Source organism: Pseudomonas entomophila L48 (assembly GCF_000026105.1).
GTDB classification, from domain to species: Bacteria; Pseudomonadota; Gammaproteobacteria; order Pseudomonadales; family Pseudomonadaceae; genus Aquipseudomonas; species Aquipseudomonas entomophila.
The window spans coordinates 989449-1011967 of sequence record NC_008027.1 but is presented as its reverse complement, the minus strand read 5'-3'; the positions used below and the strand labels follow the sequence as shown (position 1 = coordinate 1011967).

The 22519-nt window shown below is 62.2% G+C and carries 19 protein-coding genes; 4 read left to right on the top strand and 15 right to left on the bottom strand.

Annotation, left to right across the window (positions count from 1 at the left end; translation table 11 throughout):
- Positions 1 to 254: 254 nt before the first annotated feature.
- The 13 genes from PSEEN_RS04490 to hmpA form a co-directional block, all read right to left on the bottom strand.
- Positions 255 to 638 carry a YkgJ family cysteine cluster protein gene (locus PSEEN_RS04490; protein ID WP_011532297.1) on the bottom strand — a complete coding sequence of 128 codons (384 nt, stop codon included), beginning with the start codon at positions 636 to 638 and terminating at the stop codon, positions 255 to 257.
- 200 nt (positions 639 to 838) lie between these two features.
- Entirely contained in the window at positions 839 to 2047 is a 1209-nt protein-coding gene (gene alaC, locus PSEEN_RS04485) for an alanine transaminase (RefSeq protein ID WP_011532296.1), read from the bottom strand.
- Between the two features lie 307 nt (positions 2048 to 2354).
- Entirely contained in the window at positions 2355 to 4115 is a 1761-nt protein-coding gene (locus PSEEN_RS04480; protein WP_011532295.1) for an isocyanide synthase family protein, read from the bottom strand.
- A 23-nt stretch (positions 4116 to 4138) separates the two neighbouring features.
- A complete protein-coding gene (locus PSEEN_RS04475; protein ID WP_011532294.1) occupies positions 4139 to 4843 on the bottom strand; it encodes an HAD family hydrolase in 705 nt (234 codons plus the stop codon).
- Entirely contained in the window at positions 4843 to 5829 is a 987-nt protein-coding gene (locus PSEEN_RS04470; RefSeq protein ID WP_011532293.1) for an isocyanide synthase family protein, read from the bottom strand. The genes PSEEN_RS04475 and PSEEN_RS04470 overlap by 1 nt, the downstream gene beginning before the upstream one ends.
- A 199-nt stretch (positions 5830 to 6028) precedes the next feature.
- A complete protein-coding gene (locus PSEEN_RS04465) occupies positions 6029 to 7156 on the bottom strand; it encodes a hypothetical protein (RefSeq protein ID WP_011532292.1) in 1128 nt (375 codons plus the stop codon).
- Positions 7157 to 7287: 131 nt separating this feature from the next.
- Positions 7288 to 8175 (bottom strand): heme o synthase, encoded by an 888-nt coding sequence (cyoE, locus tag PSEEN_RS04460; protein WP_011532291.1) that lies wholly within the window; start codon positions 8173 to 8175, stop codon positions 7288 to 7290.
- Positions 8176 to 8186: 11 nt separating this feature from the next.
- Positions 8187 to 8519, bottom strand: a complete 333-nt coding sequence (cyoD, locus tag PSEEN_RS04455; RefSeq protein ID WP_011532290.1) for a cytochrome o ubiquinol oxidase subunit IV — start codon at positions 8517 to 8519, stop codon at positions 8187 to 8189.
- Entirely contained in the window at positions 8519 to 9142 is a 624-nt protein-coding gene (gene cyoC, locus PSEEN_RS04450) for a cytochrome o ubiquinol oxidase subunit III (RefSeq protein WP_011532289.1), read from the bottom strand. Before cyoC ends, cyoD begins: the two co-directional genes overlap by 1 nt.
- A 3-nt stretch (positions 9143 to 9145) precedes the next feature.
- Positions 9146 to 11167 (bottom strand): cytochrome o ubiquinol oxidase subunit I, encoded by a 2022-nt coding sequence (cyoB, locus tag PSEEN_RS04445; RefSeq protein WP_011532288.1) that lies wholly within the window; start codon positions 11165 to 11167, stop codon positions 9146 to 9148.
- 3 nt (positions 11168 to 11170) lie between these two features.
- Complete coding sequence (gene cyoA, locus PSEEN_RS04440) at positions 11171 to 12115, bottom strand: ubiquinol oxidase subunit II (protein WP_011532287.1); 945 nt, start codon at positions 12113 to 12115, stop codon at positions 11171 to 11173.
- Between the two features lie 558 nt (positions 12116 to 12673).
- Positions 12674 to 13180: a disulfide bond formation protein B gene (locus PSEEN_RS04435; RefSeq protein WP_011532285.1), complete on the bottom strand. Its 507-nt coding sequence runs from the start codon at positions 13178 to 13180 to the stop codon at positions 12674 to 12676.
- 512 nt (positions 13181 to 13692) lie between these two features.
- Positions 13693 to 14871 (bottom strand): NO-inducible flavohemoprotein, encoded by a 1179-nt coding sequence (gene hmpA, locus PSEEN_RS04430; RefSeq protein WP_011532284.1) that lies wholly within the window; start codon positions 14869 to 14871, stop codon positions 13693 to 13695.
- A gap of 155 nt (positions 14872 to 15026) precedes the next feature.
- Between hmpA and norR the strand changes: the two genes are divergently transcribed.
- Both norR and PSEEN_RS04420 read left to right on the top strand, forming a co-directional pair.
- Positions 15027 to 16577 (top strand): nitric oxide reductase transcriptional regulator NorR, encoded by a 1551-nt coding sequence (gene norR, locus PSEEN_RS04425; RefSeq protein ID WP_011532283.1) that lies wholly within the window; start codon positions 15027 to 15029, stop codon positions 16575 to 16577.
- Positions 16578 to 16739: 162 nt separating this feature from the next.
- A complete protein-coding gene (locus PSEEN_RS04420; RefSeq protein ID WP_011532282.1) occupies positions 16740 to 17639 on the top strand; it encodes a chemotaxis protein in 900 nt (299 codons plus the stop codon).
- A 221-nt stretch (positions 17640 to 17860) separates the two neighbouring features.
- Here PSEEN_RS04420 and PSEEN_RS04415 read toward each other — a convergent pair whose 3' ends face one another.
- Positions 17861 to 19588 carry an anti-phage dCTP deaminase gene (locus PSEEN_RS04415; protein WP_011532281.1) on the bottom strand — a complete coding sequence of 576 codons (1728 nt, stop codon included), beginning with the start codon at positions 19586 to 19588 and terminating at the stop codon, positions 17861 to 17863.
- A gap of 180 nt (positions 19589 to 19768) precedes the next feature.
- Here PSEEN_RS04415 and PSEEN_RS04410 point away from each other — a divergent pair, with 180 nt between their 5' ends.
- Both PSEEN_RS04410 and PSEEN_RS04405 read left to right on the top strand, forming a co-directional pair.
- Positions 19769 to 20080: a hypothetical protein gene (locus PSEEN_RS04410; protein ID WP_044487701.1), complete on the top strand. Its 312-nt coding sequence runs from the start codon at positions 19769 to 19771 to the stop codon at positions 20078 to 20080.
- On the top strand, positions 20077 to 20811 hold the full coding sequence (locus PSEEN_RS04405) for a YkgJ family cysteine cluster protein (RefSeq protein ID WP_011532279.1): 735 nt from the start codon (positions 20077 to 20079) through the stop codon (positions 20809 to 20811). Before PSEEN_RS04410 ends, PSEEN_RS04405 begins: the two co-directional genes overlap by 4 nt.
- Positions 20812 to 20898: 87 nt before the next feature.
- Here the strand turns inward: PSEEN_RS04405 and PSEEN_RS04400 are convergent, their stop codons facing one another.
- Entirely contained in the window at positions 20899 to 22482 is a 1584-nt protein-coding gene (locus PSEEN_RS04400; RefSeq protein WP_011532278.1) for a methyl-accepting chemotaxis protein, read from the bottom strand.
- Positions 22483 to 22519 lie beyond the last annotated feature (37 nt).

Below are 22519 nucleotides of genomic sequence, written 5' to 3'. Positions count from 1 at the left end.
TGGTGTTAATACTTTTTCAAGGCGGCACGTGTTTCGCGGGTTTCAAGGGGATCCTGATTGGATCCATCCGACGAACGGTCATGTCACTTTGCCAAAGCGTGAACAGGTTAGACGTTTCGGTGCGCGCGTGATACGGCCAGGCACGATCCTCTGTAGGAGCGGCTTCAGCCGCGATCACCCGCAAAGCGGGTGCCACCTACCGCGATGTCCACATCGCGGCTGAAGCCGCTCCTACAGAGGTTTCATACGCTGGGTCAGGCCACCTCGGCGCCGTCATCCGGCCAGTGCGGCTCGTTGGCCCCTGGCGGTGTCAGCGGTGGCAGGCCATAGGCCGCTCGGGCATCGTCGCAGCTGGGGTTGTGCACCCCGTTTTCCCACGAAGCATCGAACTCGCGGCACGGGCTGGAGCGGTTCTCATAGATGGTGCAGGCCACCTGCGTGCCGATCTCGCCACCCAGGCTGACGCAGCGGCAGGGCTTGGCGTCGGTGCCGATCATGGCGACGCGGGTCGGGTTGATCTGTACCACCAGATCGTCGGGCACCAGGCCGCCGGCGGACTGGCATTCACCCCAGAAGAAAGACACACGAAAGTAGCCGCAGCAGGCGCCGCAGGTCAGGCAAGGGTTCTGTTCGGACATGATGGCCAGGGAGGGAGGTTGTTGTTATGAGGGCGAGCGCCCGCGGCGCCATTTGTAATCCAAGCGCGAACGGCTGAGAAGAGGGGGCATGCAAAAAAGATCGCCGCCCATCGGCGGCGATTGACCGGTAGGAGCCAGCCTTGCTGGCGAACGCGCTGGCGGGGGTTCGCCAGCAAGGCTGGCTCCTACAGGATCGGGGGTTACTTGTTGATCAGGCCGTCAGCGCGGAACATCTGGCGGATGCCGCGGATGGCCTGGCGAATCCGGTCCTGGTTCTCGATCAGGGCGAAACGCACATGGTCGTCGCCGTAGTCACCGAAACCGATACCCGGCGAGACGCAGACCTTGGCCTCGGCCAGCAGTTTCTTGGCGAACTCCAGCGAGCCCAGGTGCGCGTAGGCCTCGGGGATCTTGGCCCAGACATACATCGAGGCCTTGGGGTTCTCGACCATCCAGCCCAGTTCATGCAGCCCTTTGACCAGCAGGTTGCGGCGCTGGCGGTACTGCTCGGCGATGTCGCGCACGCATTGCTGGTCGCCTTCCAGGGCGGCGATGGCCGCCACCTGCAGCGGGGTGAAGGTGCCGTAGTCGTGGTAGCTCTTGATCCGCGCCAGGGCGCTGACCAGCTCCGGGTTTCCTACCATGAAGCCAATGCGCCAGCCGGCCATGTTGTAGCTCTTGGACAGGGTGAAGAACTCCACCGCGATGTCCTTGGCCCCCGGCACCTGCATGATCGACGGGGCCTTCCAGCCGTCGTAGACGATATCGGCGTAGGCCAGGTCGTGCACCACCAGCACATCGTACTGCTTCGCCAGGGCCACCACGCGCTCGAAGAAGTCCAGCTCGACGCACTGGGCGGTGGGGTTGGACGGGAAACCGAGGATCATCATCTTCGGCTTGGGGATCGATTCGCGGATCGCCCGCTCCAGCTCGTTGAAAAAGTCCACGCCTGGAATCAGCGGTACGGAGCGAACCTGGGCGCCAGCGATCACCGCGCCATAGATGTGGATCGGGTAGCTGGGGTTGGGCACCAGCACGGTGTCGCCATGGTCGAGGGTGCCGAGCATCAGGTGCGCCAGACCCTCTTTCGAGCCGATGGTGACGATGGCTTCGCTCTCCGGGTCGATCGCGACGTCGTAGCGTTCCTTGTACCAGTTCGAGATGGCGCGGCGCAGGCGCGGGATACCTCGGGAGGTGGAATAGCCGTGGGTGTCTTCACGCTGGGCGACCTGCACCAGCTTCTCGACGATGTGCGGCGGGGTGGCGCCATCGGGGTTGCCCATGCTCAGGTCGATGATGTCCTCGCCACGGCGGCGGGCGGCCATCTTGAGCTCGGCGGTGATGTTGAAGACGTACGGGGGGAGACGATCGATGCGCGCGAAGCGGCGCGGCGAACCGGGATTGGCCATGTGTTCCTCTGCAGACGTAAGCGCCCGGAACCGTCCGAGCGACGTTGGCCGCTGCGGCGGCCGAATCAGAAGATAATCCCGCAGAGCAAATTTCGTAAAGGATAATTTTCTGTTTTATTAGAATTTTTCAGGCGCATGCATTGAAAAATCAATAAAAACAGAACAACACAAACCCTGTGGGAGCGGCCTTGTGTCGCGAAAGGGCCGCAACGCGGCCCCAGGGTTTAAGCAACACCCCATAAATGCTGGGGCTGCTGCGCAGCCCTTTCGCGACACAAGGCCGCTCCCACAGAACACACCTGGCCAGTCAGTACACCTGCACCCGCCACAGCTCACGGGACGCCGAGGCCGGGCTCATGGGCAGGCGCCCGTGCAAGGTCTGGTAGTTGTCGATCAGCACCAGGTCACCCGCCGCCCATTCATGGGCGATCAGGCAATGAGGGTCGTAGACCAGCCCGTCCAATTGCTCGATCAACTCGCGCTGGAAGGCCTCGTCACCACCCTCCACGCGCTGCTCCAGGGTCTGCAGCGACGACTCGCAACCTTCCTGGTAACGCAACACCGGCTCGCCACTGCGAGGATCGCGGTCCACCAGCGGATAAGAACGCGGTGAGCCGCCGAAATAGGTCATGCGCGTGTAGTAGGTGATGTCGATACCCTGCCATTGCCGGGCGGTCCGCAGGCCGACCTTTGCCAGGGCATTGCGGCTGTCGACGATGGTGGTCTGCCCTTCCCCGGGCTGCGGCGGCGTCTTGCAGTACAGCATGAAGGTATGCGCGCAGAACTTGGGGTCGCGCTGCACCAACGGGTCGCTGTCGGGCAGCAGGTTGAGGTCCCAGTGCAATGGCGTCTTCTCCAGCGAATGCACCACCCCTTGCGGCTGGTCGGCCGGCTTGACCACGTGTACCTCGCCGAAAGCCCAACGGTAGATGGTGCCAAAGCGCGCGCAGTCGGCGGCGAAACTGGCCTGGTCGGCATACTCGCAGCCCCTCAGGCAGACGAAGCCGAAACTGCGCACCAACGCTTGCAGGGTCTCGGTGGACAATCGCTCGAAGCCCAGCCCCATGGGGTCGCTGATCACCAGGCCGAACAGGGGCAGCTTCTGCAGCTCGAAGCGATAACCTTGCAGCGCTTCACCCTGGGTTTCATGAAGCAGCCATGGCCGCCCCTGCCAGGTCACCTGCACATGCCGGCTGCCATCGATCTCGGCGCGGCCGCGCAAGGACTGGCCGCCATCGAGCTGGCGCACCGGCACCGCGTGCCAGGGGCTGGTCACGTGGCTCAGGCCGTCGGCCAGGGCCAGGGTGAACTTGGGCCCGGCGTTGTCGTACTGGTGCACGGACAGGCGAATGTGCTCGGGGAAGAAGCGATCGACCGCGGCGTTCAACGCCTGCCCACGCAGCATCATCTGGTAGGCCTTGTGGCTGATCTGGCGCAGGTGCTCGTCCTCGTCCTGCCCCGGCTGGCGGCACAGACGCAGGTCGTTGTAGAGGTGGCTGCACAGCTTGTCATGGCTACGGGCCAGGCTTTCGTCCTGCTGGCACTGCTCGATCAATGCTTCGACGTTCTTCCAGGGCAGGCGGGCCTGCTTGACCAGGGTCGCACGCAGCGCGTCCGGGCTGCTGGCCTGGGGAAACAGGTCTTCCATGCTCACCCAGCGGATGCTGTGGGTGACGCACAGGGTGCGCAATGCCTGGTTGTAATGACGGCGAACGTCGTCAGGCACGCCGACGATGTCGTTGAAGGTGGTGCCATCGCTGAGGATGACAATCTCGCACCCCGGCGCGTGCAGGGCGGCGATCTCCTGGCCAAGGCGGTCGAGGCGTTCGATGGCCATCACCTCGCCGTAGTCCGGCAGCACGCCAAAGGTCTTGTCGCGGTCGTTCGGCGACTTGCAAGGGAAGCCCGGCAGCACCATGCGCACGGGCTCACCGCGTTCGAAACAACGTACCAGGTCCTCGGCCAGGTGCGCCTTGCCGGCCTCGGCGAAGCAATCGCCCTCGGCCTTGAGCAGATAACCGTCCAGCACCTGGCTGACGGCCGAGACCCAGCTGTCTTTGTCTTGCATCTTCTGTCGTCCTTGAGTGGAAGCTACAGCGAACCTGTCAGTTCGGCTCGCGGGGGTCGCACAGCTGCCGGACACAAGGCCGCGAGCAACTGATGGGGGTGTTCGCAATACAGCTGCGGCTTGTGATCGCGCAGCACGCCAGGCTCGCCATAGCCCCAGCCCGCCGCCGCCACTGGCATGCCGGCGGCTTGCGCCGTGCGCAGGTCGATGGGTGTATCACCGACGAACAGGCAATCAGCGGGCGCCACGCCGAGCCGCTTGGCGGCTTGCAGGGCGGCATCTGGCGCGGGCTTGAGCCGCTGCCCCGGTTGATGGCCAAGTACCACGGCGAAGGCATTCATCGGCAACAGGTACTTGACCACCTCCAACGCCAGCGCATGGGCCTTGTTGGTCACCACCGCCATGGGCAGGCCTCGCGCACCAAGCGCCTCGAGCAGCTGCTCGACACCCGCGTAAGGCCTCGACAACCTGACCAGGTGCTGGCGATAGCAGGCGCTGTAGGCTTCCTGCAGGTGCCGGGCGTCAGTTACGCCGTGCGCCTGCGCGACCCGCTCGATCATTGCGGCCACGCCGCCGCCGACCAGGCTGCGCACGGACTCGACAGCCAGCTGGGGCAGCCGGTGCTGGCCCAGAACATGGTTCAGGCACCAGGCGATATCGGGCAAGGTATCCACCAGGGTGCCGTCGAGGTCGAACAGCACCGCATGCACATCAGCCAGTCGTTCCATCACTGCACACTGGCGTAGTGGCACGGCCGGCCACGGCTGAACACAAGACGGCTGTAGCGCTCGTCGACATTGCTGCGGCGCTCCAGCGTGACCACGCCGCGACGCTTGATGGCCACCGAATGCCAGGGCGTGCGCCAAAGGTCGCTGGTGGGGACCAGGCGGATACCGATCTTGGTGGATACCGCCAACTGCGGGTGGATCGACAGGCGCAGGCAATGGGGGTAACGCGCCTGCAGCAAAGCGCTCCACGCCTCGCTGCGCTGGATCACCCGCTGCGAGGCGGGCTTGGCCACCTTCTTCACCGCGTTCATGCTCATGCCGGCGAAGTCCGCGAGGCCCGCATAGTCCTCCGACAGGAAACGGTGGATACCACAGTACATCAGCATCATGTGGTCTTCGGCTTCGAAGCGCTGCTGCAATACCCGCAGCGACTGGCCGTGCTCGATCATCAGCTCTTCGCGCATCGAGTCCAGGCAACCCAGATGCGGGTAGGCGTCCTTCAGGTCGAACAGGGTGAAGCTGCCGGGGTAGTGCTGGTCGGCATAGCGCTGGATGTCGTCGGTGTAGGCCTGGACATGGGCATCGGGCACACGCACCAGGTCGGAAAACACATACCCGTCCGAGCAGATGTGGATCACCGCACCCGGCGCGTGCAGCGCACGGATCTCTTCACACAACCTGTGCAGTTCGTCGATGGCGTGGTGCTCGGCGAGATCGGGCAACGGGCCGAGGGTCTTCTGGCGGTTCGGTGATTTTCCAGGAAATGCTGGAAGTACCATCTCGATGGGCAGGCCTTGCTCGAGCGCGGCCAATACCTTGGGCAGGTGCGGCGCCAGGGCGGCCTCGCCCAGCGCGGGGTCCTGCCCAGGGGCCAGGCTGCGGCGACGGAACAGGCATTCGAGGATGGCAAGCGCGGTGTCGAGGGGGGCAGCGAGCGGGCGTGCAAACACGCCACCCGTCGAAAGAGCGAGGCTCGATTCGGTCACGGTACAGTCCTTCGTCTAGAGGGTATACGGCCAACCCACGGCCGCCAGGTCATCCTGACCTGCGGCGGATAAAATCCTGCAAAGTGCCTGACCCTGTCAACTGGATACTTATGTATTTCCCCACACAAAAATAAACGCCCCGGCAAGCCGGGGCGTTTCGCGGTATCAGCCAGCGATCAGCGTGCGTAGATCCGGCAGATCAGCGCAACACTTTGTAGGTATTGGCATCGATGTGCTGCAGGCTCAGTCCGTCGCTCGGATAAAGGTGCTCGCCTCGGCAAAAGCTGAAGCTGGTCTCACGCAGACCGTGATGGACGAAGCGGTCGTTCCTGTCACCTTCAAGGACGAGCGAATAAGACTTGCTGCGCATGGCGACATAGCGTTCATCCTGGGCGGCAATGGCGCTGTGATACGCCGTCACCTGGGCATCAGTCAGGCTCAGGCACTTGTCCAGGCTCACGCCCCAGCGCTTGAGGCAGACCTCGGCGTAATGGCGCACGACCAAACCTGGCTCGATGAGCTGCTTGCCAGCGCCCACCCCTTCGAGCGAGGCATTGCCCACCAGCGTGGCATGGCGACCGGGCATCGGGAAGATGGACATGCTGGTGCCCCGCTCGATCGATGGGATCACGCAGGCGAACCCCTTGGAGCGCTCATCGCGGGAGAAGAAGCCGACATACTCCCTGACGTTGCTGGCCAACTTCACACGTTCCTCCTGCACATTGAGCGGGCCAGGCACCGGATCGATGACGAAAATGTTCACCGGCACATTCTTCAGCACGGGGTCCTTCGCCATGGCATTGGCCAGCATGTGGCAACTGATGCCGCCCCGGCTCCAACCGACAAGGTTGACCTGGGTCGGAATCTTCGGCTTGCGGTGCATGGCGATGATCCCTGCCTGCAGCTGTTGAGGCGTGGGCGTGCGGTCGCCGTAATCGTAGGTACGCCAGAACCACGAGCCACTTGCGCTGAGGTCGGGGATATCCACCCCGGCCGCCTTCAGCTTCGTGTACTCCGCCTCGCTGAGCTTGGTACGGCTCCAAGCGGGTTCACCTTTGATGACCTGCAGGACGTGCGCGACGTTCTCATTCCAGCCTTTACCGAACAGCGCTCCGGTCCAGTTGAAGTAGCCCCCAGGTTCGACGAACAGATCGTCGTCCTGCATGTTGCCACTGCCAGGTCCATCGACCGCAACCCATTCGGCAAACTCCCAGCCCTTGTCGTGGCTAGCCAGGGTCGAGACCAGCTCACCGTTCCAGTAGCTGGGGTTGCTGGTGTCGAAGCGGTGGGAACCGGTGCCGCAGAAGTACGCTGTAAATACACTCATTTGTCTGACTCCTCAGTGATAGGAGTAGGAAAGATGCCTTCACTGAGTCAGCCCTATCAGCCGGAAAGCCTGCCCGGAGGCAATAAAAAACCCGGCACTGGGCCGGGCTTCTTGTGTAGCAAACGTCGCTGTCAGCGTGCGTAGGTCATCAGCACATCGGCCGCGGTCTGGCTGTCCACCGACATCATCACGCTCAGGGCGGTGACGGTGAGGATGGAGAAGCCGAACACCTTGCGCGCCCACTTGCTGTCATCCTCGGCCTTGTAGCCACCCCAGGCCATGTACAACCAGTACAGGCCCATGGCGGCCGCCACGGCGAGGTAACCCAGGCCGGCGTAGCCGCCCAGGGTCAGCATGACGGTGGCGAGCACGAAGGCCAGCACGTACAGCACGATCTGCTTCTTCGCCGCCAGGATACCGCGCGCCACCGGCAGGACCGGAATGTTGGCGGCGCTGTAGTCCTTGAAGCGGAAGATCGCGATCGCAAAGCTGTGCGGCATCTGCCACAGGCTGAACATCACCAGCAGCGTCACCGCCGCCAGGTCGAAGCTGTTGCTCACGGCGCAGTAGCCGATCACCGGAGGCATGGCACCGGACAGGCTGCCAACCAAGGTGCCGTGCACCGATTTGCGCTTCAGCCACAGGCTGTAGAAGCCGACGTAGACGACGAAGCCGACCAGCGCGCAGAACGCCGCCAGCGGGTTGGCCTGGACATACAGCAGGCTGAAGCCGGCCACCCCGAGCAGGGTGGCGTAGGCCAGCGCGAGGGTCAGCGACATGCCGCCCTGCACCATGACGCGGTTCTTGGTGCGCTCCATCTTGTGGTCGATGTCGCGGTCGATGCAGTTGTTGAACACGCATCCGGACGCGACCACCAGCGAAGTACCGATCACCACCGCCAGGAACAGGGCGAAGTCCACATGGCCCTTCGAGGCAAGGAAGAAGCCGCCTGCCACGGAAAGCACGTTACCGAAAATGATCCCCGGTTTGGTGATTTGGATAAAGTGCTTAACGGACATGCAGTCTTACCTCACTTGGCCAGCATTTCGAAGTGGATGCTGAACATGATCCACAGCGACAGGCCGACCAGCAGCGCGATTACCAGAACAGTGAACAGGAACGTCGACACGTTGGAGCGTTGCTCTTTCGAGCGGTCCATGTGCAGGAAGTACACGAGGTGCACTACCACCTGGATGACGGCCATGGCCACCACGACCAGGACGGTCAGGTTCTTCGGCAGGCTCGGGAACATCACCAGGCCGAACGGGATCGCGGTCAGGATGATCGAGAGCACGAAGCCGATCATGTACGACTTCACGCTACCGTGGTTACCCTCGTGATGAGTGTCGTGTGCGCTAGCCATTACAGAACTCCCAGCAGGTAGACGACGGTGAACACGCAGATCCAGACCACGTCCAGGAAGTGCCAGAACAGGCTCAGGCAGCTCATGCGGGTCTTGGCGGTCGGCGTGATGCCGTGCTTGTTGATCTGATACATCATGATCGCCATCCAGATCAGGCCGGCGGTCACGTGCAGACCGTGGGTACCTACCAGGGCGAAGAACGCCGACAGGAAGCCACTGCGCTGCGGGCCGAAGCCTTCGGCGATCAGGTGATGGAATTCATAGATTTCCATCGCGATGAAGCCGGCACCGAACAGGAAGGTCACGGCCAACCAGCCCAGTACACCTGCCTTCTTGCCGTCGAACATCTTCAGCATGGCGAAGCCGAAGGTGATCGAGGACAGCAGCAGGAACGCGGTTTCAACCAGCACGAAGTCGAGCTGGAAGATGTCGTGACCCGACGGGCCGCCGGCAAAACTGCCGGACAGCACCGCGTAGGTGGCGAAGAGCGACGCAAACAGGATGCAGTCGGTCATCAGGTACAGCCAGAAACCGAGGACGGTCATCTGGCCCGAGTCGTGGTGGTGGTCATCATGCCCATGGTCGTGACCATGAGCAGCACCGTGCATTACTTGACTGGACATTGATTACACCCGTTCAAACGATTCGACACGTGCGCCGCCGGCAGGCAGTGCACCAGCCTTGGCCAGCGCCTTCATGCGCTCGCCTTCGATGCGCGCCACTTCTTCGGCCGGAACCATGTAGCCCTGGTCGTCACGCGCGGCGTGGCGAACGAAGACAGCGATGGTCGCAACCAGGCTCGCACCCACCAGCCACCAGATGTGCCAGATGAAGGCGAAGCCGAACACGGTCAACAGCAGGCCCATGAACAGACCAGTCGAGGTGTTGCTCGGCATGTGGATCGCTTCGTACTTGGCCGGAGCTTTGTACGCGGCACCGGCTTGCTTGGCTTCGTGCCAGGCGTCCAGGCCTACATGCTCAGGCATGTGAGCGAAGTTGTAGAACGGAGGTGGCGACGAAGTCGACCACTCGAGCGTACGGCCACCCCATGGGTCGCCAGTGACGTCCATGTTGTCCTTGCGGTCGCGAACCGAGACGTAGATCTGGATCAGCTGGCAGGCGATACCGAACAGGATCAGCACGGCGCCGACGACGGCCACGTACAGGTAGGGTTCCCACAGCGGGTTGTCGGAGTGGTTCAGACGACGGGTCATGCCCATGAAGCCCAGGGCGTACAGCGGCATGAACGCTACGTAGAAGCCGGAGATCCAGAACCAGAAGGCAGCCTTGCCCCACTTCTCGTTCAGGGTGAAACCGAAGGCTTTCGGGAACCAGAAGGCGAAGCCGGCGATGTAGCCGAAGACCGCGCCACCGATGATCACGTTGTGGAAGTGGGCGATCACGAACAGGCTGTTGTGCAGAACGAAGTCGGCACCTGGAACAGCCAGCAGAACGCCGGTCATGCCACCGATGGAGAAGGTGACCATGAAGCCCAGGGTCCACATGATCGGCGCGGTGAAGCGCAGACGGCCCTGGTAGATGGTGAACAGCCAGTTGAACAGCTTCACACCGGTCGGAATGGAGATCAGCATCGTCGCCAGGCCGAAGAAGGTGTTGACGCTGGCGCCGGCACCCATGGTGAAGAAGTGGTGCAGCCAGACCGCGAAGCCGAGGATGGCGATCGCGCCCGATGCGTAGATCATCGAGTGGTGACCGAACAGGCGCTTGCCTGCGAAGGTCGAGGTAACTTCCGAGAACACGCCGAAGGCCGGCAGGATCAGGATGTACACCTCAGGGTGACCCCATGCCCAGAACAGGTTGACGTACATCATCGGGTTCCCACCAAGCTCGTTGGTGAAGATGTGGAAGTCCAGATAACGGTCAACGGTCAGCAGGGCGAGTGCGGCGGTCAGGATCGGGAAGGAAGCGACGATCAGCACGTTGGCCCAGGTGCAGGTCCAGGTGAAGATCGGCATGTCCATCAGCTTCATGCCAGGGGCGCGCATCTTCATCACGGTGACGAGGAAGTTCACGCCGGTCAGTGTCGTACCCAGGCCTGAGAGCTGTAGCGCCCAGATGTAGTAGTCGACACCCACCCCAGGGCTGTACTGGATGCCCGCCAGCGGCGGATAGGCAACCCAGCCGGTCTTGGCGAATTCACCAACGCCCAGCGAGATGTTGACCAGCAGCACGCCTGCCAGCAGCAGGTAGAAGCTCAGGGAGTTCAGGAACGGGAAGGCAACGTCACGTGCACCGATCTGCAGCGGAACCGCGAGGTTCATCAGGCCGGTGAAGAACGGCATCGCCATGAAGATGATCATGATCACACCGTGGGCGGTGAAGATCTGGTCATAGTGTTCAGGCGGCAGGTAGCCTTCGGAGCCACCGGTGGCGGCGGCCAGCTGGGTACGCATCATGATGGCGTCGGCGAAGCCGCGCAGCAGCATGACCATAGCGACGATGATGTACATCACGCCGATTTTCTTGTGGTCGACCGTGGTCAACCACTCGGTCCACAAGTAGGTCCACTTGCGGAAATAGGTGATGGCACCAACGACGGCAATACCACCGAGCGCGATCATGGCAAGCGTCACCATGACTATCGGCTCGTGATACGGTATCGCCTCCAGAGTTAATTTACCGAACATCTCTTACTCCTCTGCACCGGCAGCTGGTTGCATACTCGATTCCACACCCTTGGTAGTGGCCAGGTCTTTGCTGCCTGCTTCTTCGTGGTTCGGACGACCGCGGTTCATGCCTTCGTACTTGTCGACGATGCGCTGGAACTGGTCAGCCGGAGCCTCGCTGTACAGCGCGACTGGGTTGTTTTCGCTAGCTTTGGCCAAGGCGTCATATTCGGCCTGGTCCAGTTTCTTCGGCGATGCCTTCACTTCAGCGACCCATGCATCGAAGTCAGCTTGCGAAGTGGCGACAGCCTTGAATTTCATACCGGTGAAGCCGGCGCCGCTGTAGTTGGCGGAGATACCGTCGAACTCACCGTTCTCGTTGGCGATCAGGTGCAGTTTGGTGGTCATGCCGGCCATGGCGTAGATCTGGCCACCCAGGCCCGGGATGAAGAAGGAGTTCATCACGGCGTCGGAGGTGACACGGAAGTTGACCGGGGTGTTGGCCGGGAAGACGATCTTGTTGACCGTGGCGATGCCCTGCTCCGGGTAGATGAACAGCCACTTCCAGTCCAGCGCGACCACGTCGATCTGCACCGGCTTCACATCGGAATCCAGTGGACGGTACGGGTCCAGCTTGTGGGTGGAGTGGTAGGTGAAGTAACCCAGGGCGATGATGATCAGGATCGGGATGATCCACACCGCGGCTTCGATCTTGGTCGAGTGCGACCAGTCGGGGGTGTAGGTGGCGGCCTTGTTGGAAGCACGGTACTTCCAGGCGAACGCCAGGGTCATGATGATCACGGGCACGACCACCAGCAGCATCAGGCCGGTGGCGATCAGGATCAGGTTCTTCTGCTCAATGCCGACCTGGCCCTTCGGGTCGAGCAGGGTCCAGTTGCACCCACTGAGTAAAAGCATGCCTAAAAAGGGCAATATGCCAAACAGTCTGGGGTAACGCTTTTTACTCATCTCACGACCTCTAGATCAGCTTGCTTCAATGCAATTTGTGTTTTGGTAGCCAACACTTCGTCCTGCCAAGTGCGGCAATTCGCGCCCGTACTCGCTCCTGCCCGGGGTCCGACTGCAGGACCTTGGCGCCAAGCGTGTTAACGGTGCTTATGGTTTCGTAGGCAACAGGCCTGTACTTCAGACCAAGTCCATTTGGTGCGGAAAACGCGGAGGGGGGTCCGCCCGGTATCGCCGTTGGGCGAAACTTGACGAAGTCAGCAAAAGGGAGCGCTGCGGCTTCCTTCAATCCTGCGACTCGCAAGCAGTGCCGAACGGAAATTGGGGGCGATTGTAGTGAGGTCGCCCCCCATTGACTATGACTTATTGAGCAACAGTCTTTTACAGAATGCGTAACAATGCTGCTCAAAAAATCAACTTCGCGACAGTTTGTCGCACCCCGCCGAATAGCCCTGAAACCCGCATTGCGCAAGGTCCCGAGCTTGACCCTGGTCAATCATTCGGCAGGGTTTGTGCCTTCTCACGCCCTGCAATAGACCTGGGTCAAATAGGGACTTTGGTCTAACCGCGACGACGGTTGCGGTAGATTCCCAGGGGGACCAGCACGGTGGTCAGCACGAAGGCGACCAGGGCCCACTGGGCGAGCGACAGCCCGAGGATCGGCGGGTACGGCGTGGAGCAGAAGCCGTCGACCTGGAAAGCCAGCGGCCAGAGCTTGGCCAGCGGCAGGTCATCGACGATCGGTTGCAGCGTGTCGATGCCGCAGCTGACCATCGGGTTGGCGAGTATATACACATGGTTGCCGGCTGCAACGATGCCACCGATGGCGCTGAGCACCACCAGCACTTCGAAGAAGGTCAGGCTCTTGCGCCCCGGCATGGCGGCGGCGATGAAGGCGAAGATCGCGATGAACAGCAGCGCGTAGCGTTGCAGGATGCACAGCGGGCACGGCGCCTCGCCCAGCACCACCTGCATGTACAGCGCACCGCCGATCAGTGCCAGGCAGATCACGCCGAGGAGCACCAGAAAGCGCCGTTCCCGATTCAGGCGCGATGTGAGTTCGTTCATTGCCGATTCCTTCGATGGAGAGTGGCAGCGTTGGCTGCCCGGGGGCGCCAAGTCTACACGCTGGAGATGACCTTTGAATGTGTCGAGGCGGGGCGTGCGGCTATCCACTGTTGACCTAGGACCGAGCGGGTCGGTTTCGGTTCAACCACCGTGCGTGAAAAACACGGAGGCCCAAGCGCCAGCCAGGGCCAGGCCCCTCGACACTCGGGAGTGAAGGATACAGTGATTAAAGGAGGATTAAAGATGAAGGCCGCTGTAGCGGCTTTCATCTTTCCTTATATAGAGAGGGGGCTAGGCCCAATCGCTGCGGTTCGGCGCTCGGCCGCAGCGCCCCATGCGAATGCAATCGTCCGCTTCGTTCTCGATTACCCACGGCCGGGAGCCTGGCAGGAAGCGCTACGGCGGAACGCCGAACCGCAGCGATTGGGATGCAGTGCCGTTCGCCGGCAAGCCGGCCCCTAAGGAACCTGTAGGAGCCGGCTTGCCGGCGAACCGTCAGTAAGCGCTACCGATTACTCCAATGCCGCCGCTGGCCCGAAGAACTCATAACGGCTCTGCCCTTCCGGCACCCCCAACCCCTTGAGCTGACGCTTGATCGCCGCCATGAAGCCCTTGGGCCCGAGGAAATAGGCATCGACATCGCGTTCACGCGGCATCCATTCGGCCAACAAATCCTGATCCAGCAGGCCCACCGCATCGGCAGCACGGCTACCGTCGTCCTCGGCGTAGCAATAGAAGCGCTTGAGCTGCGGATGCTTCTCGGCCAGCCCGTCGACCCAGTCACGGAACGCATGCACCGCGCCATTGCGCGCGCAATGAATGAAGTGCACCGGGCGCTGGGTCTTCAGCGCCGCTTCGAGCATGGCCAACGTCGGGGTGATGCCCACGCCGCCACTGATCAATACCAGCGGCTTGTCGCTGGCGGCCAGGGTGAAGTCCCCGGAAGGTGGGAACAGTTGCACCGTCGCGCCCACCATCAGTTCGTCGTGGAGGTAGTTGGAGACCTTGCCCTCGGCTTCGCGCTTGACGCTGATGCGGTACTGCTCACCATCGCACAGGGCCGACAGTGAATAGTTGCGGCGCTGCTCGGCCCCGCCAATGAACAGTTGCAGACCGATGTACTGGCCCGGTTCGGCCTTGATGACCGGCTTGCCATCTACCGGGGCGAAGTAGAACGAGACCACCTCGCTGCTTTCCTGCTCACGGCGCACCAGCCGGAACTCGCGGGCACCGCGCCAGCCACCGGCAGCTGCTTCTTTCTGCTTGTACAGGCTCTCTTCGGCACCGATGAGAATATCGGCCAGTTGCCCATAGGCCGCCGCCCAGGCGGCGATGACCTCGGGGGTGGCAATGTCCTTGCCCAGCACTTCCTCGATGGCGCGCAGCAGGCAGCCGCCGACGATCGGGTAGTGCTCGGGCAGGATCTGCAAGGCCACATGCTTGTTGATGATCTGCCCGACCAGGCCACCGAGCTGCTCGAGCTGGTCGATGTGCTTGGCGTACATCAGCACGCCGTTGGCCAGGGCGCGTGGCTGGTCGCCACTGGCCTGGTGGGCCTGGTTGAACAGGGGGCGTACTTCGGGGTATTCGCTGAGCATCAGCTTGTAGAAGTGGGTGGTCAGCGCCTCGCCACCGCTTTCCAGCAGGGGAACAGTGGCCTTGATGATTGCACGTTGTTCGGCATTGAGCATTGCAGCGACTCCTGAGCCTGTGGCTTCGAATAGTTGCCAGGGTCATTTCAGCAATCGTGCCAACTTTAAAAACCAATGAATTCAGAGCCTTGAGCATTAGCGGTGTCATAAGGACACACCCAAGCGTATAGTCATTCCGACCAACAGGAGTCCATATGACTGCAAAACCCCTGCTCACCGCCCTCCTCCCCCTGGTCAGCGACCTGTCCTGTGACCTGCCCGATCAGGAGCGCTACCGCCGCCTGCTGCAAGCCATGCGCGGCCTGCTGCCGTGCGACGCCGCGGCGTTGCTGCGCCTCGATGGCGAGTGGCTGGTGCCGCTGGCGGTCGACGGGCTGTCAGCAGATACCCTCGGTCGGCGCTTCCGGGTCAGCGAACACCCACGCTTCCAGGCGCTGCTCAGTCGCCCGGAACCGACCCGCTTCGCCAGCGACAGCCCGTTGCCCGACCCCTACGACGGCCTGGTCAACGCCACCCACGCCGACCTTGAAGTGCATGACTGCATGGGTTGCCCGTTGATGGTCGACGAACGCCCCTGGGGGCTGCTGACCCTCGACGCCCTCACCCCCGGCCAGTTCCAGAGCCTGGAGCTCGATGCCCTGCAAGCCTTCGCCAGCCTGGCCGCCGCCACCGTCACCGTGGCCGAGCGCATCGAGCACCTGGCCCTGCGTGCCGAGGACGAACACCAACGCGCCGAGGTGTACCGCCAGGCCAGCAGCCAGGCCCAGGAGCTGATCGGCCAGAGCAAGGCGCACAAGCACCTGGTCGAGGAAATCCGCCTGGTCGGCGGCAGCGACCTGACCGTGCTGATCACCGGCGAGACCGGCGTCGGCAAGGAGTTGGTGGCCCAGGCACTGCACCGTGCCAGCAACCGCGCCGACAAACCCATGATCAGCCTGAACTGCGCCGCGCTGCCCGACACCCTGGTGGAAAGCGAGTTGTTCGGCCATGTGCGCGGCGCCTTCACCGGGGCCCATGGTGAACGGCGTGGCAAGTTCGAGCTGGCCAACGGCGGCACGCTGTTCCTCGATGAAGTCGGCGAATTGCCGCTGGCGGTCCAGGCCAAGCTGTTGCGGGTGCTGCAGAGCGGCCAACTGCAGCGATTGGGTTCGGACCGCGAGCACCAGGTGGATGTGCGCCTGATCGCCGCGACCAACCGCGACCTGGCGGAGGAAGTGCGCAACGGTAACTACCGCGCCGACTTCTATCACCGGTTGAGTGTCTATCCCCTGCAGGTACCGCCCCTGCGTGAACGAGGCCGCGATGTGCTGTTGCTGGCCGGGTACTTCCTGGAGCAGAACCGTTCACGGCTCGGGCTGGGCAGCCTGAGGCTTTCGAGCGACGCCCAGGCCGCGCTGCTGGCCTACGACTGGCCGGGCAATGTGCGCGAACTGGAGCACCTCATCGGCCGTTCAGCGCTCAAGGCGTTGGGGCAACATGGGCAGCGACCGAAGATTCTGACGCTGGAGGCGGCGGACCTGGATCTGCGCAATGTGGCGCCAGCCATCCGTGCCGAGGCAGAGATGCCGCCCGTCGACGCGCCGTTGCCGGAGGGCGGGCTGCGCGAAGCCATGGATGATTATCAACGCCAGATCGTCGAAGCGTGCCTGAAGCGCCACGGGGACAACTGGGCGGCCGCAGCACGGGAACTGGGCCTGGACCGGGCGAACCTGAGCCGGTTGGCCAAGCGCCTGGGGCTGCGTTGACTGGACCTGTTCGCCGGCAAGCCGGCTCCTACACGTCAGGTAGGAGCCGGCTTGCCGGCGAACCCGCCGCAAAGCGCACTCCATAATCGCAAACTAAGCTAAAGCCCGACGCCAAAAAGCCGATAACCCGGCATCCTCCCCATTTCGAACCAAAGGTTGCCCATGGCCACGCAAAAAGCCCGCGCGGACTCGCTGTCCCTGCTGCTGTTCACCCTGCGCAGCGGCAAGCTGATGGCAATCAACCTGCTCAAGGTCAGCGAGATCATCCCTTGCCCGCCGCTGACCAAGCTGCCGGAGGCCCACCCGCACGTCAAAGGCGTGGCCACCCTGCGCGGCAACTCGCTGTCGGTGATCGACCTGTCCCGCGCCATTGGTGAGATGCCCCTGGCCGACCCGGACGGCGGCTGCCTGATCGTCACCGAGATCAGCCGCTCGCGCCAGGGCCTGCATGTACAGGCGGTAAGCCGCATCGTTCATTGCCTGAGCACCGACATCAAGCCGCCGCCGTTCGGTTCCGGCAACCGCTCGTTCATCACCGGCGTGACCCGGGTCGACAACACCCTGGTGCAGGTGCTGGACATCGAAAAGGTCATCCACGGCATCGCCCCGCCGCAGCATGAGCCGCACCCGGGCGAAGTCAGCGAAGAGGACGCCAGCCTGCTGGCCGCCGCCAACATCCTGGTGGTGGACGACAGCCAGGTGGCGCTGCAACAGTCGGTGCACACCCTGCGCAACCTGGGCATCGAGTGCCACACCGCGCGCAGCGCCAAGGATGCAATCAACGTGCTGCTGGAGCTGCAAGGCACCGACAAGGAGATCAACATCATCGTCTCCGACATCGAGATGTCGGAGATGGACGGTTTCGCCTTCACCCGCACCCTGCGCGAGACGCCGGACTTCCAGCACCTGTACATCCTGCTGCACACCTCGCTGGACAGCGCGATGAGCGGCGACAAGGCCAAGCTGGCGGGGGCCAACGCCATCCTCACCAAGTTCTCCTCGCCGGAGCTGACCAACTGCCTGGTGACGGCGGCGCGGGCGGTGGTGTTCGAGGAGCGCTGAACGCCAGAAAGTGAAGAGCCATGCGGGTGCATGGCTCCATGACAACTCAGCGGCTATTCGTCGACTGAGGGCGGGGCTGTGAAGCCGCCTTGGAAACGACAGGCTCTCGGTTCGGAGCCTTCACAGCCTCTCGCTTCCAGGCCGGCCATTGCTGGACCTTTTCGCGGCACTCATCAAGATAGCGAAGAAATTCCTCTTTACTTCCGCTCATCGGAATCACCCTATAAGTACGTTGACAACGTATGCCCAGCCATATATTCGCGATCGATGTACGAGCAAGGCTGCATCTGGGTGCGCAATTTAGCATTTGCTTCAGTCCAGTCAACCGCTTGCCCATCATCCGTCTTACGTATGACAGCGTAGCCACTGCCTAGATTCATGGAGAATAGATCAAAGAAACTTCTTGGCCCAACGCCGATGAAGGCATCAAAAAATACTCCTTTACGCGAACGCTCCAGGGAAATTGAGTCCGAATGAAATTTCTGCGCTTTGCTCTTTGGATAGGGCTCGACATAGACCACACGCTCGACACCTGCGGCAATAATGTGCTTCGCGCAATTGTGGCAAGGGTAGGTGGTACAATACAACGTGCTATCGACTGCACTTACCCCAACCCTGGAAGATGACAACAGCGCTTCCATTTCCGCATGGACAACCCGCCCATATTCAGTGATATCTTTTATGCCGCTATCTTTTATCAAGGGCGCCACTTCGTCCCTGCAGTGCTCGGGTAATGAGCGAATGATATTCTCTATAATTTCCTTCTTTTGCATGGCGTTGGAGTCTTCGCCTCGTTTGTAATCCCTTCCATCCTGTTCATCTACAATTTCATATGCGTCGTTCTTGGTTGGCCAGTACAGGCCGCCACCTGCCTTGGGTACGTCGTTAGCCCCCGTTGCGATGATACAGTCATGCTTGGTCAATACAGCGCCGACCTGGCGTGACAGGTCAGCGGACCTCAGTGAGGCGGAGAAGGCCATGAACATCGCGTATTCATCGAAGGTGGGAGTGACATAAGGCTTCCCGAACAATAGATCCAGAATCCGCCAGATCTGGTTCTTGAGAGCATCAAGATTCCCGTCATAGCTGACAAAGAAATCAGACAAATGATAGGTGTCTCGTGTGTGCTGCCCGTGTGGCTCTTTTTCGTTTTCATCCCGTGAAATCAGATCCGCCGCCTGCTCCTTGGTCAATCGCAGGTCTTCGAGAAGATAACGGCTTCGACGTTCATGGTCCGCATGCACCCCGATCAGGAAGAACCCCCCGGCATAAATCTTCCGTAACCGCTGCACCTCAAAAGGTGTTTTCAAGGAATTGATCAGATAGGCATTTCTACCAGGCTCCGCCTGACTTTCCTGGGATCTCAATTGGCTGATGGCGACAGCAGCGCCTAATGCCAATATCGAATGATCTCCCGATACCTCCCTTAATCGATTGCCTTCACGCATGTACCTGTCGATACGCTCAGCGCGATGTTCGGTGTCTGGAATGTTTCCGATTTTTGCGATCACATCGCTGGATATACGAATGGGGTACGAGGTATAGCGAAACGCCTTGAGCCGCTCCTCGACAATTTGGCAAACCACCTTGAGGTCAGTTCCCAGTGCCCCGACAAACCCAAGAACCAGTTCGGAATCCGCATAGGAATCATCCAGGAACGACATATTCATAAAGCCTGGAGCATGCGCAAGGCTTTCCATGAGCGGCCCGGTATCGGGCGTCGCGTCACCGTCCTTTGACAGCACCACGCTTACCAACTGCTCCAGTTCCCGGGACGACTCCGTCTTCCCCTGAAAGCTCAGTTCACCCGTACCTGGATACCAGGACATCACACCACCGCTGCGAGTGCGAAACTCATACTGGTTCGGGTTAAGTTTTTTCCATGCCCCAACTTGCGCCAATAATTCCAGGCGCTCCTGCAGCTGCGTGAATGATCCCTCGAAACGCATTCCATGACCTCACAGTTGCCACTGGGTATTCGAACCCATACAGGTATAGCCATGATTCAATCGATTTCTAGCGCGAGCAACGATTGCTCATAAAGCTTCGGCTTCCTGCCGAAAACGTAGGAAAATTCGCAATTTGCGCGGCTTCAATGGAAAGGCATAATTCCCTCTCCTGTTGAGGTGATGCCCATGCTACGTCCGATACTGCTCAGCCTTTCGTTGATTACCGTTTACGCCCAAGCCTCGACGCCCCAGGCCTGGAGCGACCAGCGCCAGCACATGCTCAAGGCCTGCCTGGCCGCCAGCCAGTTCAAGGACGCCCACGTGCTGGGCAAGCCCGCCGAGTTCGACGACCAGGTCGGCTACAGCGCGCTGCTGGTCGAAGGCACCTACCCACAGAAGCACATGCAACAGCGCACCGGCACAGAATTGTGCCTGTACGATCGCCAGCGCCAGCAGGCGTTCGTCACAGAGTGGGAAGCCGGCAAGCCGTGAGTGACAGCATTCGTTTCGCCTGTACCGGCTGCGGCAAGTGCTGCACCGGCCACCATGTGCCGCTGACCCTCGATGAATCGCGCCAGTGGGCTGCCTCCGGTGGCCAAGTAGTAGTGTTGATCGAGGGTTTCATCGTCGATGGGCCCGGCATGCCGGCCGATCAACGCGAACATGTGTTGCGCCGGTCCCACCCCGTGCATTGCGGCGCGGGCGAGCTGCGTGTTTCGGTGACCTTCGCCGCCTTCAACCCGGGGCGTTGCCGCAACCTCGACGCCAACGACCTGTGCACCATCTACGACACCCGTCCGCTGGTATGCCGGATCTACCCGGCCGAGATCAACCCGCACCTGCCGCTGCGCCCGGAGAACAAGGACTGCCCGCCCGAGGCCTGGGAGCAAGGGCCGGCGCTGATCCATGGCAGCCTGCCGGTGGATGCGAGGCTGCGGGCGTTGATCGACGCGTCGCGCCAGGCGGACCGGGACGATATCGCCGCCAAGGTGGCGATCTGCCAGGCGCTGGGGATGACCACCAGCGCGTTGAAGGGCAATGGGTTTACCGCATGGTTGCCGGATATGGCGGCGTTTGCCGCGGTGCTGGAGCAGGCGCCACGGACGGTCGATGCCCCCTGGGTGGTGCATGTCCAGGACGAGGTGCTTGCCACCGAGCTAACGGATCATCATTTGCAGGTGACCGGCGAAGCACCGGTCTACTACGCATTCATCGGTTTCTAGGCGATCTCTGTAGGAGCGGCTTCAGCCGCGATCACCCGCGAAGCGGGTGCCAGAACGGCGCCGCCTGCATCGCGGCCAAAGCCGCCCCTACTGACACCGCCGCCAGAACTCATCCGCCAGCCGCCGCAAGTCCTTGGCCAGGTCCGCCACGTCACTGGCGCTGCTGTGGCTGCGCTGCCCGACACTGACCGTCGCCTCGCTGGCCTGGCGAATGCTGATGATGTTGCGGTTGATGTTCTCGCTCACCTGGCTCTGCTGCTCCACCGCCGCGGCGATCTGCAGGCTCATCTCGTTGATCTGGTTGACCCGCACGCTGATGCTGTCCAGCGCATCGCTGGCCAGTTGCGCCTGCTCGACACTGTGCCCGGCATGGGCGCTGCTCTGTTGCATCACCTGCACCGCCGCGCGGGCGCCGTCCTGCAACGCGGCGATCATGCGCTGGATATCGTGGGTGGACTGCGCGGTACGCTGGGCCAGGCCGCGCACCTCGTCGGCGACCACCGCGAAACCGCGTCCCTGGTCACCGGCCCGCGCCGCTTCGATAGCCGCATTGAGCGCCAGCAGGTTGGTCTGTTCGGCAATGCCGCGAATGACGTCAAGCACTCCGGAAATCTCGCTGCTGTGGTTCTCCAACTGCTGGATCACTTCGCTGGCTTCCACCAGCGACCCGGCCAGATCCTGGATCGCGCAGCGGTTGCGGTCGACCAACTGATGGCCGGACTGCGTCTCGTCCTCGGCCTGGTCGGCGGCCATGGCCGCCATCTGCGCGCTGCTGGCGACCTGGGCGACACTGGCGCTCATCTGGTGGATTGCCGTGGCCACCTGGTCGGCCTCGCTCTGCTGCTCCAGGCTGTTGGCATGGCTGCTGTGCAGCGCATCGACCAGCGAACCGGAATGCCCGGCCAGGCGCGAAGAGGTGTCGCCGATGCGCCCCACCACCGCCCCCAGCTGCGCCTTGAGCATGCGCATGGCGAACTCGATCTGGCCCAGGCCGTCGCGGCGACCGGTGTACAGCTGCTGGCTCAAGGGATTGTCGGCGATGGCCAGCGCCTGGCGGCGCAGGCGCTCGAACGGGCGCAGCAACAGCAGGATCACCCCGGCGCTGAGGCCCGCCGCGACGCCGATCTCCACCAGCGACGCCAACAGCGGGCGCTCAAGCCACCAGTGCCCGGCCCCCATCACCACCGCCAACAGCCCCGCGATTCCCAGCGACAACCGCATCGCCAGCCCCGGCACCGGTAGCCGCTCGCGCCAACCACGCCGCCCCTCGCGCAGCCTTGCATAGCAGCGCTCGGCCGCCTCGACCTGCGCGGCGCTGGGTTTGGTCCGCACCGACTGGTATTCCAACGTCTGCCCGCCGCTGCTGATCGGCGAGACGAACGCGCTGACCCAGTAGTGATCGCCATTCTTGCAACGGTTCTTCACCAATCCCATCCACGAACGCCCGGCCTTGAGCGCCTGCCACATCTGGGCGAAGGCCTGGGGCGGCATGTCCGGGTGGCGCACCACATGGTGGGGCTGGCCCAACAAGTCATCACGGGTGAAACCACTCACCCGCAGGAAGTCGTCATTGGCGTAGGTAATGCGGCTGTCCAGGTCGGTGGTGGAGAGAATATTGGCGTCGCCGGGGTAATCCACTTCGCGACCGGTAACGGGCAAATTGCACTTCATCGGAGGCTCTCGTTGTTGTTCGGGAAATCGGCAGGGC

Coding starts and splice junctions, on each gene's coding strand:
- PSEEN_RS04490 (WP_011532297.1), bottom strand. CDS start 638: ATGTCCGAACAGAACCCTTGCCTGACCTGCGGCGCCTGCTGCGGCTAC.
- alaC (WP_011532296.1), bottom strand. CDS start 2,047: ATGGCCAATCCCGGTTCGCCGCGCCGCTTCGCGCGCATCGATCGTCTC.
- PSEEN_RS04480 (WP_011532295.1), bottom strand. CDS start 4,115: ATGCAAGACAAAGACAGCTGGGTCTCGGCCGTCAGCCAGGTGCTGGAC.
- PSEEN_RS04475 (WP_011532294.1), bottom strand. CDS start 4,843: ATGGAACGACTGGCTGATGTGCATGCGGTGCTGTTCGACCTCGACGGC.
- PSEEN_RS04465 (WP_011532292.1), bottom strand. CDS start 7,156: ATGAGTGTATTTACAGCGTACTTCTGCGGCACCGGTTCCCACCGCTTC.
- cyoE (WP_011532291.1), bottom strand. CDS start 8,175: ATGTCCGTTAAGCACTTTATCCAAATCACCAAACCGGGGATCATTTTC.
- cyoD (WP_011532290.1), bottom strand. CDS start 8,519: ATGGCTAGCGCACACGACACTCATCACGAGGGTAACCACGGTAGCGTG.
- cyoC (WP_011532289.1), bottom strand. CDS start 9,142: ATGTCCAGTCAAGTAATGCACGGTGCTGCTCATGGTCACGACCATGGG.
- cyoB (WP_011532288.1), bottom strand. CDS start 11,167: ATGTTCGGTAAATTAACTCTGGAGGCGATACCGTATCACGAGCCGATA.
- cyoA (WP_011532287.1), bottom strand. CDS start 12,115: ATGAGTAAAAAGCGTTACCCCAGACTGTTTGGCATATTGCCCTTTTTA.
- PSEEN_RS04435 (WP_011532285.1), bottom strand. CDS start 13,180: ATGAACGAACTCACATCGCGCCTGAATCGGGAACGGCGCTTTCTGGTG.
- hmpA (WP_011532284.1), bottom strand. CDS start 14,871: ATGCTCAATGCCGAACAACGTGCAATCATCAAGGCCACTGTTCCCCTG.
- norR (WP_011532283.1), top strand. CDS start 15,027: ATGACTGCAAAACCCCTGCTCACCGCCCTCCTCCCCCTGGTCAGCGAC.
- PSEEN_RS04420 (WP_011532282.1), top strand. CDS start 16,740: ATGGCCACGCAAAAAGCCCGCGCGGACTCGCTGTCCCTGCTGCTGTTC.
- PSEEN_RS04415 (WP_011532281.1), bottom strand. CDS start 19,588: ATGCGTTTCGAGGGATCATTCACGCAGCTGCAGGAGCGCCTGGAATTA.
- PSEEN_RS04410 (WP_044487701.1), top strand. CDS start 19,769: ATGCCCATGCTACGTCCGATACTGCTCAGCCTTTCGTTGATTACCGTT.
- PSEEN_RS04400 (WP_011532278.1), bottom strand. CDS start 22,482: ATGAAGTGCAATTTGCCCGTTACCGGTCGCGAAGTGGATTACCCCGGC.